This is a genomic window from Streptomyces venezuelae, assembly GCF_008642275.1.
GTDB classification, from domain to species: domain Bacteria; phylum Actinomycetota; class Actinomycetes; order Streptomycetales; family Streptomycetaceae; genus Streptomyces; species Streptomyces venezuelae_E.
The window spans coordinates 4,841,408-4,856,209 of record NZ_CP029189.1; the positions used below are offsets into that span (position 1 = coordinate 4,841,408).

A 14,802-nucleotide genomic window follows, 5' to 3' on the forward strand; every position below is an offset into this window, starting at 1 on the left:
TCGATGCGCTGGTACGGATAGTTATGATCCGTAGCGCACGGTGGGTATGACTCCTGCCGAGCACGAATACGCGTACCGATGTCCGCTCGACGTGGAGGTGAAACGCCGTGGCACTCTCGATCTCCGCCGTGGTGCTGCTGGCGATCATCGTCTTCCTGCTGGTCCGAAGGGCGGGCCTGAAGGCGGGACATGCGGTGGTCTGCGTACTGCTCGGCTTCTACCTGGCGAGTTCCACCATCGCCCCGACCCTGAGCCAGCTCACCTCCAACGTGGCGAGCATGATCAGTGGCCTCAAGTTCTAGGTCCCGCCTCGTAGGCTGGCCCCATGAACGGTCTTCCTGCCCGTCGTCTGCTCCTCGTGCACGCGCACCCCGACGACGAGTCGATCAACAACGGCGTCACCATGGCCAAGTACGCGGCCGAGGGCGCCCACGTCGCGCTGGTGACCTGCACCCTCGGCGAGGAGGGTGAGGTCATCCCGCCCGGGCTCGCCCACCTGGCGGCCGACCGCGACGACACGCTCGGCGCCCACCGCGTCGGCGAGCTCGCCGCGGCCATGGCGGAACTGGGCGTCCAGGACCACCGGTTCCTCGGCGGCCCCGGCCGCTTCCGGGACTCCGGGATGATGGGCGCCCCGCAGAACCACCGCCCGGAGGCCTTCTGGGCCGCCGACGTGGACGAGGCCGCCGCGTACCTGGTGGAGATCATCCGGGAGCTGCGGCCGCAGGTGCTCGTCACCTACGACCCGGACGGCGGATACGGGCACCCCGACCACATCCAGGCCCACCGGGTCGCCATGCGCGCCGCCGAACTGGCCGCGGAGACCGCCTACCGGCGCGACCTCGGCGCACCCCACACCATCGGGAAGATCTACTGGAACCGGGTCCCGCGCTCGGTCGTCGAGGAGGGCTTCGCCCGGCTGCACGCCGCCGGGGGAGAGGCGCCCTTCCCCGCGGTGGGCTCGCCCGGGGACGTGCCGGGGGTCGTCGCCGACGAACGGATCACCACCGAGATCGACGCCAAGGACACCTTCGTGGCGGCGAAGGCGGCCGCCATGCGGGCCCACGCCACCCAGATCGCCGTGGACGGCCCCTTCTTCGCCCTCTCCAACGACCTGGCGCAGCCGCTGTTCACCCGTGAGTACTACGAACTGGTCGCGGGCCGGCCGGGCGCCCCGGCGGGCGAACGCGAACACGACCTCTTCGCGGGGGTGGACGCGTGAGCGGCACGGCCAGGGCCGGACGGATCGCCGGCTGCCTGGGCATGCTGGTCGCCGGAGCGCTGACCGGCGCGGCCGGCTGGCTGGTGGTCGACCTCTGGTTCCCCGGCGGTCTGCTGCTCGCCCTGCTGGCCGTCTTCGGGCTGTTCCTCGGCGGCCGGATCGCCCTCGGGACCGGCTTCGGGGTGGGCGGCGCGGCCGCGGGCTGGTTCCTCGCGTACGTGATGCTCAGCCTTCCGCGCCCTGAGGGAGACTTCCTCCTCGGTTCGTCCGGAATCGGCGTGTACGTCTACCTTTTGGGGGGAACCGTTCTCGCTGTGATGTGTGCCACGGTGCGCACTCCGCTGGATCGGCCGGTTTCCGTCTCCCGGCCTGCCAAGTGACGTGGTGTCGGACCTCGTAGGGAGGTTCGCCGAGAGGTGCGCGCGGCGGCCCGCCGGGTGCTTCAGGGGGGTTTGACGGGCGCTATCAGGAACCCCTGATTCCCGCCAGTCAGTTGCGTGCGGGCGGCGGCCAGTATGGTGGACGGGCCGCCGAGCTGCCCGCGCACGGTATGACGGGCGGCGGAGCCAACCGGGAGAACCTGCCTTGAGTCGTGAAACCGACAGTTCGTCCTCCGGGCCCAAGGGGCACGGTGGAGCCGCTTACCCCTCGGGTACACCGCCGTACGGAACCGGCCAGTACCCGTCCACGGACGCTGCGGCGACCGCTCCGGAGGAGAACGCTGTGACCTCGAAGCCGTCCACGCCCGACGCCGACGGGCCCAAGACCGAGACCACCCTGACGACCCGGATCCGGATCAACATCCCGGGTTCGCGGCCGATCCCGCCGGTGGTCGTGCGCAAGGCGATGGGCACCAGCTCCGGCTCGGCCGGTGCCGGCGAGCGGACCGGGCCGGACCCGGCCCCGGAACAGGCCTCCCCGCCCCCGCTCGCGCAGCGGCGCGGACCGCAGCCGACCCGGATCGAGGCGGCCCCGGAGCCCGCCGGCCCCCAGGCGCCCGCCCCGGCCGCCGAAGCCGAGGAAGCGGCCAGCAACTGGTTCGCCCCCCGCAAGCCGGCCGCCCAGGCCCCCGCACCGGCCCCGGCCGCCCCGATGCCGCCGGCCGCGGCCGCCCCGCCGCTCGCACAGCGTCCGCTGCCCACCCGGACGCCGTCTCCCACGCCCACTCCGACGCCCACGCCGCCGCCGGCCGGGCCCGGCGCGGGCTTCGCCCCGCCGCAGCGGACCCAGGCCCCGCAGGCGCCCGGACCGGACGCCGCCTACGCGCCGCGGCGCACCCCGCCGCCGCCCGTGGCGGACTACGGCCAGGGCTTCGCGCAGGCTTCCGCACCCGCCCCCGCCGCCCCGATGCCCGGCGGTCCGGGCGTCGGGAGCACCACCCAGGGCTTCCCCGTCTACGACGACCAGGGCGACGGCGGCCCCGTCACCGAGGCGTTCCCCGCGTACGGCGGCGGCCCCGCCGGCCCCACCGGCGGCCCCGGCTTCGGCACCGGCCCCGTCGGCGGCCCGGCCGGCGCGGCCGCCTTCGACGAGGCTCCGCAGTGGCCCGGCCCCGACCTGGACGGCCCGCTGCCGACCCCGGTGCCGGCCCCCGCCCCGGCCGCCCCCCGGCCCGCGGCGGCCCAGCCCAAGGCCACCGCCAAGCCCGCCAAGAAGGGCCGCTCCAAACTGGTCCTGCTCGGCGGCGGTGTCGTCGCCCTCATCGGCGTGGCCTACGGCGCCGGGCTGCTCCTGAACCACTCCGACGTCCCCAAGGGCACCACCGTCCTCGGCGTCGACATCAGCGGCAGCCGCGACGAGGCCGTCTCCAAGCTCCAGACGGCCTTCGGCACCCGCGCCGCCGCCCCGATCCAGCTCAGCGTCGGCGGGAAGCCGGTCGAGCTGAAGCCCGAGAAGGCCGGCCTGACGCTGGACGCCCAGACCACCGTCCGCAACGCGGCGGGCAGCGACTACAACCCGATCACGGTCATCGGCTCGCTCCTCGGCAACGAGCGGGTCGCCGACCCCGTGATGCCGACCGACGAGGAGAAGCTCCAGGTCGCACTCCAGGAGCTCGCGGGCGCCTCCGGCACGGCCACCGAGGGCACGATCAAGTTCGACACCGGCAAGGCCGTCGCCGTCCCCGGCACCCCCGGCACCACCCTCGACGTCGACGCCTCCGTGCAGCTGGTGGCCAAGACCTTCAAGGACCAGGTCGCCACCGGCAAGGCGGCCGTGGCCGAACTGCCGACCACCACCAAGGCGCCGGCCATCGGCCAGGCCGAACTGGACCGGGCCATGAAGGAGTTCGCCGAGCCCGCGATGTCCGCGAACGCCACGGTCAAGGTGGGCACCAAGTCCATCGCCTTCGGTGCCAGGTCCCTCCCCAAGATCCTGAGCATGCAGCCCGTAGACGGCCGCCTGGTCGAGAAGTTCGACCTGGAGGCGCTCAAGGCGACCTACGGGAACACCTTCGACGGGATCCTGATCACCCGCGGCACCGGCGAGAAGACCGCCGTCACCCCGCAGGACGTCGCGGGCGCCCTCGGCAAGGCGCTGCGCGGCAAGACCACGGCCGAGCGCACCGTGGTCGTCGACACCAGCCCCAACTGACGGACACCTCGGTGCCCCCGCCCGGACCCCGGGCGGGGGCACTGTCACGTCCGCCGCATGACATCTGTCATCCGGCACGCACGACGCCCGACACTGCCGCGCGGGACCCCGTACGGGCGAACCTCTTCCCATGACGACGACGACCGCGGTACCCACCGTGAAGGCCGCCACCGACAGCGTGGTCGCCTTCGAGAACGTGACCAAGAGCTACGGCACGGTCCGGGCGGTGGACGGCCTCTCCCTCACGCTGCACCCGGGCGAGACCGTCGCGCTCCTCGGCCCCAACGGCGCCGGCAAGTCCTCCACCCTCGACCTCCTCCTGGGCCTGCGCCCCGCCGATTCCGGCACCGTCAGCCTCTTCGGCACCACCCCCCGCGAGGCCCTCGCGGCCGGCCGCGTCGGGGCCATGCTCCAGAGCGGTGGCCTGATGGAGGAGGTGACCGTACGCGAACTCGTCACCCTCGGCTGCGCCCTGCACCCGCGGCCGCACCCCGTGGAGGAGGTCCTGCACCGCGCCGCCCTCACCGAGATCGCCGACCGCATGGTCAACAAGCTCTCCGGCGGCCAGGAGCAGCGCGTGCGCTTCGCCCTGGCCACCGCCGGCGAGAACGACCTGATCGTCCTCGACGAGCCGACCACCGGCATGGACGTCACCGCCCGCCAGGCCTTCTGGGCCACCATGCGCGAGCAGGCCGCCCAGGGACGCACCGTCCTCTTCGCCACCCACTACCTGGAAGAGGCCGACGCGATCGCCGACCGGGTGCTGGTGCTCAGCAAGGGCAAGCTCCTCGCCGACGGCACCGCGGCCGAGATCAAGGCCAGGGCGGGCGCCCGGAAGATCGCCTTCGACCTGGACGGCGACGTCGACGAAGCGCTGCTGCGCGCCCTGCCCGGCCTCACCGCCTTCGAACGCACCGGCGCCACCGTGCGCCTGCAGTCGCGCGACGCCGACGCCACGGTCCAGGCCGTCTACGCGCTCGGCCTGTACCCCCGAAACCTGGAGGTCGCCGGCCTCGGCCTGGAACAGGCCTTCATCGCTCTCACCGAGGCCGAGGAGGCCACCCGATGACGCAGTCCGCCACCGCCGGAACCCTTCGCCTGGTCAGCCTGGAAGTCACCCGGGCCCGCCGCAACAAGAAGTACCTGTTCTTCACCGTCCTCTACCCGGCCGCGCTCTTCCTGATGCTCGGCGGCACCCTCGACGGCACCACGAAGGTCCTCGGCACCGACCTGACGATGCCCGCCTTCTACATGGTCGCGATGGCCTCCTTCGGCGCCCTCACCGCCGTCCTGGTCGGCAACAGCGAGCGCATCGCCAAGGAACGCGAATCGGGCTGGGTCCGCCAGCTGAGGCTGACCGCACTGCCCGGCCACGGCTACGTCCTCGCCAAGACCGCCAGCGCCGGCGTGCTGTCGCTGCCCGCGATCGTCGTCGTCTTCGCCGTGGCCGCCGGCGTCAAGGGCGTGCGCTTCGAGGTCTGGCAGTGGCTCGCCCTGACCGGCGCCATCTGGGCCGGGAGCCTGGTCTTCGCCGCCCTCGGGGTGGCCATCGGCTACCTGGCCAGCGGCGACAACGTCCGCCCGATCACCATGCTGTTCTACTTCGCCCTGTCGATCCTCGGCGGCCTGTGGATGCCCACCGCGAACTTCCCGCAGTGGCTGCAGAACATCTGCGAGTGGCTCCCCACCCACGCCTACGCGGGCCTCGGCCAGGCCATCGAGCTCGGGGGCGCACCCCACCTGAAGGACGTGGCGATCCTCGCCGTCTACTTCGTACTGTTCACCGGTGCGGCCGCCTGGCTGTACCGCAAGGACTCACTGAAGGCATGAACCCGTGGCGCTGACGAAGGAAGCCGATGACGGAGCCGGCCGGGCCGGCCGCGTAGCGGACAACAACCGGCACAAGACGGCCCGGATCGTCTGGACCGGCATCTGGCTCTTCTACCTCAGCGCCCCCGTCACCGACCTGATCAGCGGCGGGCACGGCACCACCGCCCGGGTGCTCGGCGCCCTGGGTCTCGCCTCCTTCGTCGCCTGGTACCTCGTCCTGGTCCTGCGCGCCGCCCGCGAGATGGACCCGCGCAGGGTCCTGCTCTCCCTGTCCGTGCTCGCCGCCCTGGCCACGGTGCTCTCCCTGGCCCTGGGCCGCGAGTGGCTGGTCCTCTTCGTCTACGTGGCGATCGCCTCCGGGGCCGCGCTGCCCGGCACGATCTCCCGCTGGACCGTCCCCGGCACCACGGCACTGCTGGCCGTCACCGCCAACGCGGTTCCCGACGGCGACGCCTACCTCGCGGGGCTGCTCATCCCGGCCCTCATGGGCGGCTTCGCGATGGCCGGGGTCCGCGCGATGATCCGCACCACCATCGAACTGCGGGAGGCCCGGGCCACCGTCGCCCAGCTCGCCGCCAACGAGGAACGCCTGCGGATGGCCCGGGACCTGCACGACCTGCTGGGACACTCGCTGTCGCTGATCACGCTCAAGAGCGAGCTGGCGGGCCGGATGCTCCCCGACCACCCCGACCGGGCCGCCCAGCAGGTCGCGGACATCGAACAGGTCAGCAGACAGGCGCTGGTCGACGTACGGGAGGCCGTCAGCGGCTACCGGCGGCCCACCCTGCCCGGTGAACTGGCCGGTGCGCGCACGGCGCTGACGGCCGCCGGAGTCATGGCCGACCTGCCCGTGGACGCCCCCGAGGACCTGCCCGAGGAAGCGGAGACCGCACTGGCCTGGTCGCTGCGCGAGGCCGTCACGAACATCGTCCGGCACAGCGGCGCCCGACGCTGCACGGTGACGCTGCGCACCTTCCAGACCCTCGACGGCCCCGTGCTCGAACTGACGGTCGCCGACGACGGCTCCGGCGGTACGGGGGAAGGCCCCGGCAACGGTCTGGCAGGCCTGACGGAACGTCTGGAGGCGGTCGGCGGGACGCTGTCGGCCGGTCCGGCCGGCCGGACCGGCTTCAGGCTGCTGGCCCGAGTCCCCCTAGGATCCCCCTCATGACCGAACCCGCGCCGATCCGCATCCTGCTGGCCGAGGACCAGTCGATGGTCCGCGAGGCGCTGGCCGCGCTGCTCGGCCTGGAGCCCGACATCGAGGTCCTCGCCCAGGTCGCCCGGGGCGACCAGGTGGTGCCGGCCGCCCGCTCGCACGACGTGAACGTCGCGCTCCTGGACATCGAGATGCCGGGCATGACGGGGATCGAGGCGGCGGCCGCCCTGCGCGACTCCCTGCCCGACCTGAAGATCGTCATCCTGACCACCTTCGGCCGCCCCGGCTACCTCCGCGGCGCGATGGAGGCGGGCGCCTCCGCCTTCCTGGTCAAGGACGCCCCGGCCGCCCAACTCGCCGCCGCGGTACGCAAGGTCCTGCAGGGGGAGCGCGTCATCGACCCCACCCTGGCCGCGGCCGCCCTCGCGGAAGGCGCGAACCCGCTGACGGACCGCGAGCGGGAGGTCCTGCGGGAAGCGGAGAACGGCGCGACCAACGCGGAACTCGCGGCGCGGCTCCACCTGTCCCAGGGCACGGTCCGCAACTACCTCTCGACGGCGATCCAGAAACTGGCGGCCCGCAACCGCGCCGAAGCCGTCCGCACGGCCCGCGAAAAGGGCTGGCTCTAGCCCTCCCCCCGGCCCCATCCGCACCCCGGCTCCGCCGGGCCGTCTCCAGCCTCGCCGGCGTTTGAGGCGCGGGGTCTGGGGCGGCGCCCCAGGAAACCCGGCTCCGCCGGGCACCGGGCTCCGCCCGGACCCTCCCCCAGCTACCGCTGGGAGGTGCCCCCTGCTCAAACGCCGGCGAGGCTGGGAGTGGCGCCGGCGAGGCGGGGGCCGGGGCGGGCCCCGGTCAGTTCAGGAGGGCACGGGCCGAAAGGGCCTCCGCACGGATCCGGGCCGCCGCGTCGGCGTCCACCACCGCAACCACCCCGGCGTACGCGTCGAGCTCGGCCGCCCCCTCCTGGAAGGAGCCCCGCTCCACCAGCAGCCGCGCCCGCTCGTACCGCAGCGCCGCCGGATGCGACGGCAGCAGCAGCGACAGCTCCACCGCCCACAGGGCCACCCCCGACTGCTCCGGGCGGGCCGAGGCCCAGGCCCGGATGTTCGCCAGGATCCGCTGCACGATGTCCAGCGTGCGGGCCGGCTCGCGCGGCCCCGACGCCAGCTCCGCCGGCCCGGTGCCCAGGGACGCGCCGCCCGCGAACGGGTCCACCACGATGCCCTCCTGCGGGTCCCCGAAGCCCACCACGAAGTGCCCCGGCAGCCCCAGCCCGTACACCGGCGCCCCGGCCCGCCGGGCGACCTCCAGCCACACCACCGACAACAGGATCGGCAGCCCGCGCCGCCGTCTCAGTACCTCGTGCAGCAGCGAGGACGACAGCCGGTCGTAGTCCGCCGGGGTGCCGTGGAACCCGAGGCGCCCGCCCAGCAGCTCCGTCACCGCGGACGCCCACGCCCGTCCGCCGCGCAGCCCGTACGGCAGCATCCCCGCCAGCCGGTCCAGCTCGATCTGCGCCCAGTCCATGGCGCGTTCGTCCAGCTCCGGGTCCCCCTCGGTGGCCAGCAGCAGGCACAGCAGCGCCAGGTCGGGCCGCTCCGCCCGGACCTCGGCCGCGAACTGCTCCCGCCAGGCCGCCGGACTCACGAGGCCGCCCGGTAGTGGTGGTACATGTGGTGCGTGGCGAAGCCCAGCCCGTCGTACAGCTTCAGCGCCCCGGGATTGTCCGTCTCGACCTGGAGCCAGGCCGCCGACGCGCCCTCCTCCAGCGCCCGCCGGGCCAGCGCGGCCATCACCGCCGTCGCCAGGCCCTCGCGCCGGTGCGCGGGATCCACCGTCACCGCCGCGAATCCGGCCCACCGCCCGTCCACCACGCAGCGCCCGATCGCCCGGCCCCCGGGCAGCGCGGCGAACCACACCGACGGGCCCTCCACCAGCATCCGCCGGGCCAGGTCCGGGTCGCGCACCTTCCCGTAGCGCCCGAGCCACTGCTCGTCCGGCACCCGGGTCAGGCGGACGTCGGCGGCCGCGGGCGCGTCCACGTCGCCCACCGGCGCCAGGGCCCCGGTCCGTACCTCCGCCGACGCCTCGTTCACCCAGCCGCGCCGCTCCAGCTCCGCGCCGAGCACCTCCTGGGTTCCGGCGGCCCCCGTCGCGACCTGTACGTAGGCCGGGAGTGAGCGTTCCGCGTACCAGGAGGTCACTCGCGCGAGTGCATCGTCCAGGGGTATCCCCGGGTCGCCGAGCGGCAGCACGGAATTGGCCCGCCGGGTGAATCCGGCGGCCGCCCGCAGCGTCCAGTCGCCCAGCCGCTCGCTCTCCAGCGGCTGCCAGGCCCGCGCGGCGACCCGCGACAGCTCCTCGAAGGAGGCCGCCGGACCCCGCCGCCGGGCCGGGGCCGCAGGCACGACCTTGCCCGCCACCAGCGAGGATTCCGCGATGCGGACGGATCGTCCGTCCTTCTTTGTGATCAGCAGCACACCCTGGTCCCAGGATGTGAGAACCCCGACGGTGTCCGTGAACTCGGGTGATCCGCTCACTACGGCCTCCACCCGTCGTACAGAGACTCGTTTACCCACGTCAGCCGGGGTGATACGGACCTCCAGCAGTCCACCGGCAGTGATTTCCACAGCTCTGTCCGCCCCTCCTGTTCGGATCGTGCCCGGGAACGGAGATACTAGGTGCGGGCATCGACGACGCCGCGCTCCCGCGCGATATGGAAAGCCCTACCGAGGAGGAACGAGAGCGTGACCTACGTCATCGCGGAGCCTTGTGTCGACGTCAAGGACAAGGCATGCATCGAAGAGTGCCCCGTCGACTGCATCTACGAGGGCCAGCGGTCCTTGTACATCCACCCGGACGAGTGCGTCGACTGCGGCGCGTGTGAGCCGGTCTGCCCGGTCGAGGCCATCTTCTACGAGGACGACACCCCGGAGGAGTGGAAGGACTACTACAAGGCGAACGTCGAGTTCTTCGACGAGCTCGGTTCGCCCGGTGGTGCCTCCAAGCTGGGCCTGATCGAGCGCGACCACCCCTTCGTCGCGGCGCTGCCCGCCGGCATCAACGGCGAGCACTGACCTTCCAGGCAGCTGCGCCCCTCGGTCCCGTACGGCCTTCCCGCCGCACGGGACCGATGTGTTTTCCGACCCGCACACCCCAGCACCAGCACTCAGAGAGAGCAGAGACCACCGTGGCCGCAGTATCCGACCGTCTTCCCGCCTTCCCCTGGGACAAGCTGGAGCCGTACAAGAAGACGGCGGCTGCCCACCCGGACGGCATCGTCGACCTGTCGGTCGGCACGCCCGTGGACCCGGTCCCGGAGCTGATCCGGCGCGCCCTGATCGAGGCCGCCGACTCCCCGGGCTACCCGACCGTGTGGGGCACCGTCGCCCTGCGCGACGCGATCACCGGCTGGGTGCGCGGCCGCCTCGGCGCGAGCGCCACGGAACACCGCAACGTCCTGCCGGTCGTCGGCTCCAAGGAGCTGGTGGCCTGGCTGCCCACCCAGCTGGGGCTGGGCGCCGGCGACAAGGTCGCCTACCCCCGGCTCGCCTACCCGACGTACGAGGTCGGCGCGCGGCTGTGCGGCGCCGAGGCGGTGGTCTACGACGACCCGACCGAGCTCGACCCGGCCGGTGTGAAGCTGCTGTGGCTCAACTCCCCGTCCAACCCCACCGGCAAGGTCCTCGCCAAGGAGGACCTCGTCCGGATCGTGGCCTGGGCGCGCGAGCACGGGATCCTGCTCTTCAGCGACGAGTGCTACCTGGAGCTGGGCTGGGAGGCCGAGCCCGTCTCCGTCCTCCACGACGACGTCTGCGGCGGCTCGTACGAGGGCCTCGTGGCCGTCCACTCCCTCTCCAAGCGGTCCAACCTGGCGGGCTACCGGGCGGCCTTCGTCGCCGGTGACGCGGCCGTGCTCGGCGAGCTGCTGGAGATCCGCAAGCACGGCGGGATGATGACCCCGGCCCCGGTGCAGGCGGCCACCGTCGCCGCCCTCGGCGACGACGCCCACGTCGAGGAGCAGCGCGCGCGCTACGCGGCCCGCCGCGCGGCGCTGCGCACGGCCCTGGAGGCGCACGGCTTCCGGGTCGAGCACAGCGAGGCCAGCCTGTACCTGTGGGTGACCCGCGACGAGCCCTGCTGGGACACCGTCGCCCACCTCGCGGACCTGGGCATCCTCGTCGCGCCGGGCGACTTCTACGGCGAGGCGGGCGCGCGGTTCGTGCGCGTCGCCTTCACCGCCACCGACGAGCGGGTCGAGGCGGCGGTCAAGCGCCTCGGCTGAGCCCGGGCCGGTCCGCCCGGCCGGACGCCACGCCGGACGCGCCGGAGGGGGCCGGGAGTTCGCACTCCCGGCCCCCTCGGCTGTTTCCCGCGGCGTCAGCCGCCCAGCGGCAGGCCACCGGGCAGACCGCCCGGCAGGACACCGGAGGTCGGCAGCGAGGACGTCGGCAGCGAGGACACCGGAAGCTCCTGCGTCGTGGGGAGCCCGCCGAGCAGGCCCTGCGCGGTACCGGCCACGTCGGCGGCGGGGGCCGGCAGGTCCTTGGTGGCGCCGCCGGCGGTGTCCACGAGGCCCGCGGCCGCGTCCGTGGGCGCGGCCGTGTCGGTGGCGGTGAGCTGGCCCAGCTGCGGCACGGACTCCAGACCGGCGGCGCTGGCCGCACCGGCCGCACCGACCACGGGCGCTGCCCCGGCTGCGATCAGCAGCGCGGCACGGGCGATCCGACGGGTCAGGGGGAGAGACATGTTGCTCCTAAGCGGTAGCGGCTGAGTACGCCATGACTAACCGCTCACGGGGCGGGTGGAGTTGCGGTGCCGATGGGTAAAGGATCGGTAACGCATCGTTTAATCGGCTTCCGCGAAAAGCGCATTGGATGGGCGCCGACCAGGGATTCCGTCCGTTTCCGGGATCCGTGACCCGCTACACGGATCCCCCCGCAGGAGTGATCACTCGTACGTGCGCCCGGGCGCCTCCGGTGCGTGCCCCGCCGTGTGCCCGGCCGCGGAGCGGATCAGCGGGCCATGAAGATCCGTACCACGCCCGGACCCGCGTAGTGCGGGTCCCCGGCACCGTCCTTGGCCCCCGGGCCGCCCTTGTCCTGCCACCGCCCCCGGTCCTTGCCCGCGGTCCAGCCGTGCCGGTCGTACGACACCCGGGAGATGCCCATCGCCTTCGCGTGGGCCACCGCCCAGTGGGCCATGGCCCGGCTGCGGCGGACCACGGCCTCGTCGCCGCCCTTCTTCTCCGTCAGGGTGACCTCGGCCTCCGGTGCGGTCCGCCCCCCGCCGGTGTTCCGGCCGGCCTGGCCGCCCTGCGGGGACATGGTGTGCATGCCGTCCTGGCCGAAGATCCGGACCAGGTCGGCCCGTACCCGCTCCGGGTCGCCCGGGCCGGTGGGCGCGGGCCCGCCGCAGTTCAGGGTGCCGCCGCCGGCGAAGGCCGCCGTCAGCACGGTCGCGTCGGGCTCGTGCTTCGCGTACGCCTGCGGGAACCCGCTGCGCTGCACCTTCTGCGCGGCCACCGTCAGCGGCAGGCGCGAGTACCCCGGAACGTCGACGAGGTGGTCGTAGAAGATCCCGGCCGAGTACACCGGATCCGTGATCTGCGCCGGAGTGCCCCAGCCCATCGACGGCCGTTGCTGGAAGAGGCCCAGCGAGTCCCGGTCGCCGTGGTCGAGATTGCGCAGCGCGGACTCCTGCATGGCGGTCGCCAGCGCGATGGTCACCGCCCGGTCGGGCAGGCCCTTGGCGACGCCGACGGCGGCTATCGTCGCCGCGTTCGCCGCCTGCTCCGGCGACATCTCGTACGTTTCGGAGGTTTCGTCCTCCCCGACCGGATCCGCGCTGGCCACGCAGAACGGAGCACCGCCGCCGCCGTTCGAATCGTGCTGCACGGCGAAGTACCCGATCACCGCGAGGAGAACGAGCAGGCCGACGGCCGCCCGGACCAGCCGGCGGCGACGAGGACGGGGATCACGGGTCTCGGACACGCGGCCCACCGTACTTGAGGCATATGACGCGTCCACCGGCCGGACGTACGGGGCTTCGGCGCATCCCGGGGCGTTAGGGTCGGTTCATGTCCGAATCCGAGCTGGACCTCACCCTGGACGCCGCCGAGCTGACCGCCCGGCTCGTCGACATTCCGTCCGTGAGCGGCGACGAGAAGGTACTCGCCGACCTCGTGGAACACGCGTTGCGCGGCCTGCCGCACCTCACGGTGGACCGTTTCGGCAACAACGTCGTCGCCCGTACCGACCTCGGCCGCGCCGAGCGCGTCGTGCTGGCCGGCCACCTCGACACCGTGCCGATCGCCGACAACGTCCCCTCCCGCCTCGACGAGAACGGCGTGCTGTGGGGCTGCGGCACCACCGACATGAAGTCCGGTGTCGCCGTGCAGCTGCGCATCGCCGCGACCGTGCCGGAGCCGAACCGGGACCTCACCTTCGTCTTCTACGACCAGGAGGAGGTCGCCGCCGACCTCAACGGCCTCGGCAAGGTCGCGGCCGCCCACCCCGACTGGCTGACCGGCGACTTCGCGGTCCTGCTGGAACCCTCGAACGCCGAGGTCGAGGGCGGCTGCCAGGGCACCCTGCGCGTCCTGCTCCGCACCGCGGGCGAGCGCGCCCACTCCGCCCGCAGCTGGATGGGCTCCAACGCCATCCACTCGGCGAGCCCGATCCTCGCCCGCCTCGCGGCCTACGAGCCCCGCAAGCCGGTCATCGACGGCCTGGAGTACCACGAGGGCCTCAACGCGGTCCGCATCGAGGGCGGCGTCGCCAACAACGTCATCCCCGACGCGTGCACGGTGACCGTCAACTTCCGCTACGCCCCGGACCGGACCGAGGCCGAGGCGCTGGCCCACGTACAGGAGGTGTTCGCGGACTGCGACATCGCCGAGTTCGTGGTCGACGACTCCTCGCCCGGAGCCCTCCCCGGCCTCTCCCACCCGGCGGCCAAGGCCTTCATGGACGCGGTCGGCGGCCGCGCCATGCCCAAGTTCGGCTGGACGGACGTCTCCCGCTTCAGCGCCCTCGGCGTTCCGGCGGTCAACTACGGCCCGGGCGACGCCCTGCTGGCGCACAAGGTCGACGAACGCGTCGAGACGAAGGCGATCCTGCACTGCGAGGAACGACTCCGCGCCTGGCTGACCTCCTGAATTCCGCTTCTCGTCACCTTTGTGCGCCTACCCTGATCCAACGATCAGCAGGAGGGAGCACAGCATGGGCAACCACGGCAGTCCCGAGGGTTCCGCTCGTCGTCGGCCCGAGGAGCAGCAGCTCGGGCCGGTGCTGAGGAGGCGGAGCCAGGTGCAGGCGGGCAGCACGACGGACCAGCGGCTGCTGGATTCGGCCGGGCCCTCCGAGTGGGTGCACACCGATCCCTGGCGGGTCCTGCGCATCCAGTCGGAGTTCATCGAGGGTTTCGGCACGCTGGCCGAGCTGCCGCCCGCGATCAGCGTGTTCGGATCGGCCCGTACGCCGGAGGGCTCGCCCGAGTACGACGCGGGCGTACGGATCGGCAGCGCGCTGGTCGACGCCGGCTTCGCGGTGATCACCGGAGGCGGTCCGGGAGCCATGGAGGCGGCCAACCGGGGCGCCCGCGAGGCGAACGGCATCTCGGTCGGCCTCGGCATCGAGCTGCCCTTCGAGCAGGGACTCAACCAGCACGTCGATCTCGGCCTGAACTTCCGGTACTTCTTCGTCCGCAAGACGATGTTCGTGAAGTACAGCCAGGGCTTCGTGGTCCTGCCGGGCGGGCTGGGCACGCTGGACGAGCTGTTCGAGGCGCTGACCCTGGTCCAGACCCAGAAGATCACCCGCTTCCCGATCGTGCTGTTCGGCACGGAGTACTGGAGCGGCCTGATCGACTGGCTGCGGGGCACGGTGATCGCCCAGGGCAAGGCGTCGGAGAAGGACCTCTACCTGTTCCACGTCACCGACGACGTGGACGAGGCCATCGCGCTGGTGACGAAGGAAGTCGGCAAGTAGCCACCGGG

Annotated in this window: 16 protein-coding genes; 12 read left to right on the top strand and 4 right to left on the bottom strand. The window is 73.0% G+C overall.

The genetic code is table 11. From position 1 onward, the window contains the following. The first annotated feature begins 107 nt into the window (after positions 1 to 107). The 8 genes from DEJ51_RS21670 (at position 108) to DEJ51_RS21710 (ending at position 7,432) form a co-directional block, all read left to right on the top strand. Positions 108 to 302, top strand: coding sequence for a hypothetical protein (locus DEJ51_RS21670; RefSeq protein WP_030012369.1), 195 nt, complete (start codon positions 108 to 110; stop codon positions 300 to 302). A gap of 23 nt (positions 303 to 325) precedes the next feature. Further along, on the top strand, positions 326 to 1,222 hold the full coding sequence (gene mshB / locus DEJ51_RS21675; RefSeq protein WP_150259074.1) for an N-acetyl-1-D-myo-inositol-2-amino-2-deoxy-alpha-D-glucopyranoside deacetylase: 897 nt from the start codon (positions 326 to 328) through the stop codon (positions 1,220 to 1,222). Then, complete coding sequence (locus tag DEJ51_RS21680; protein ID WP_223835920.1) at positions 1,219 to 1,602, top strand: DUF6113 family protein; 384 nt, start codon at positions 1,219 to 1,221, stop codon at positions 1,600 to 1,602. Before mshB ends, DEJ51_RS21680 begins: the two co-directional genes overlap by 4 nt. A gap of 343 nt (positions 1,603 to 1,945) precedes the next feature. After that, positions 1,946 to 3,814, top strand: a complete 1,869-nt coding sequence (locus DEJ51_RS34620; protein ID WP_317852413.1) for a hypothetical protein — start codon at positions 1,946 to 1,948, stop codon at positions 3,812 to 3,814. Positions 3,815 to 3,944: 130 nt separating this feature from the next. Then, entirely contained in the window at positions 3,945 to 4,883 is a 939-nt protein-coding gene (locus tag DEJ51_RS21695; RefSeq protein ID WP_150259075.1) for an ABC transporter ATP-binding protein, read from the top strand. Beyond that, positions 4,880 to 5,644, top strand: coding sequence for an ABC transporter permease (locus DEJ51_RS21700; protein WP_150259076.1), 765 nt, complete (start codon positions 4,880 to 4,882; stop codon positions 5,642 to 5,644). Before DEJ51_RS21695 ends, DEJ51_RS21700 begins: the two co-directional genes overlap by 4 nt. A gap of 4 nt (positions 5,645 to 5,648) precedes the next feature. After that, entirely contained in the window at positions 5,649 to 6,815 is a 1,167-nt protein-coding gene (locus tag DEJ51_RS21705) for a sensor histidine kinase (protein WP_150259077.1), read from the top strand. Beyond that, positions 6,812 to 7,432, top strand: a complete 621-nt coding sequence (locus tag DEJ51_RS21710; protein ID WP_150259078.1) for a DNA-binding response regulator — start codon at positions 6,812 to 6,814, stop codon at positions 7,430 to 7,432. Before DEJ51_RS21705 ends, DEJ51_RS21710 begins: the two co-directional genes overlap by 4 nt. 223 nt (positions 7,433 to 7,655) lie before the next feature. Here DEJ51_RS21710 and DEJ51_RS21715 read toward each other — a convergent pair whose 3' ends face one another. Both DEJ51_RS21715 and DEJ51_RS21720 read right to left on the bottom strand, forming a co-directional pair. Next, positions 7,656 to 8,450, bottom strand: coding sequence for a transglutaminase-like domain-containing protein (locus tag DEJ51_RS21715; RefSeq protein WP_150259079.1), 795 nt, complete (start codon positions 8,448 to 8,450; stop codon positions 7,656 to 7,658). Further along, positions 8,447 to 9,433, bottom strand: a complete 987-nt coding sequence (locus DEJ51_RS21720) for a GNAT family N-acetyltransferase (protein ID WP_150259080.1) — start codon at positions 9,431 to 9,433, stop codon at positions 8,447 to 8,449. The genes DEJ51_RS21715 and DEJ51_RS21720 overlap by 4 nt, the downstream gene beginning before the upstream one ends. 117 nt (positions 9,434 to 9,550) lie before the next feature. Here DEJ51_RS21720 and fdxA point away from each other — a divergent pair, with 117 nt between their 5' ends. Next, positions 9,551 to 9,880, top strand: a complete 330-nt coding sequence (fdxA, locus tag DEJ51_RS21725) for a ferredoxin (RefSeq protein WP_030011906.1) — start codon at positions 9,551 to 9,553, stop codon at positions 9,878 to 9,880. Positions 9,881 to 9,993: 113 nt separating this feature from the next. Continuing rightward, on the top strand, positions 9,994 to 11,088 hold the full coding sequence (dapC, locus tag DEJ51_RS21730; protein WP_150259081.1) for a succinyldiaminopimelate transaminase: 1,095 nt from the start codon (positions 9,994 to 9,996) through the stop codon (positions 11,086 to 11,088). 95 nt (positions 11,089 to 11,183) lie between these two features. Here the strand turns inward: dapC and DEJ51_RS21735 are convergent, their stop codons facing one another. Together DEJ51_RS21735 and DEJ51_RS21740 are read right to left on the bottom strand one after the other, a co-directional pair. Beyond that, the gene (locus DEJ51_RS21735) at positions 11,184 to 11,552 is read right to left on the bottom strand and encodes an ATP-binding protein (RefSeq protein ID WP_150259082.1); all 369 of its coding nucleotides are present in this window, start codon (positions 11,550 to 11,552) and stop codon (positions 11,184 to 11,186) included. A gap of 266 nt (positions 11,553 to 11,818) precedes the next feature. Next, complete coding sequence (locus DEJ51_RS21740; RefSeq protein ID WP_223835921.1) at positions 11,819 to 12,796, bottom strand: hypothetical protein; 978 nt, start codon at positions 12,794 to 12,796, stop codon at positions 11,819 to 11,821. An 86-nt stretch (positions 12,797 to 12,882) separates the two neighbouring features. Here DEJ51_RS21740 and dapE point away from each other — a divergent pair, with 86 nt between their 5' ends. Further along, positions 12,883 to 13,962, top strand: a complete 1,080-nt coding sequence (gene dapE / locus DEJ51_RS21745) for a succinyl-diaminopimelate desuccinylase (protein WP_150259083.1) — start codon at positions 12,883 to 12,885, stop codon at positions 13,960 to 13,962. A gap of 64 nt (positions 13,963 to 14,026) precedes the next feature. Further along, complete coding sequence (locus tag DEJ51_RS21750) at positions 14,027 to 14,794, top strand: TIGR00730 family Rossman fold protein (RefSeq protein ID WP_150259084.1); 768 nt, start codon at positions 14,027 to 14,029, stop codon at positions 14,792 to 14,794. The last annotated feature ends 8 nt before the right edge of the window (positions 14,795 to 14,802 follow it).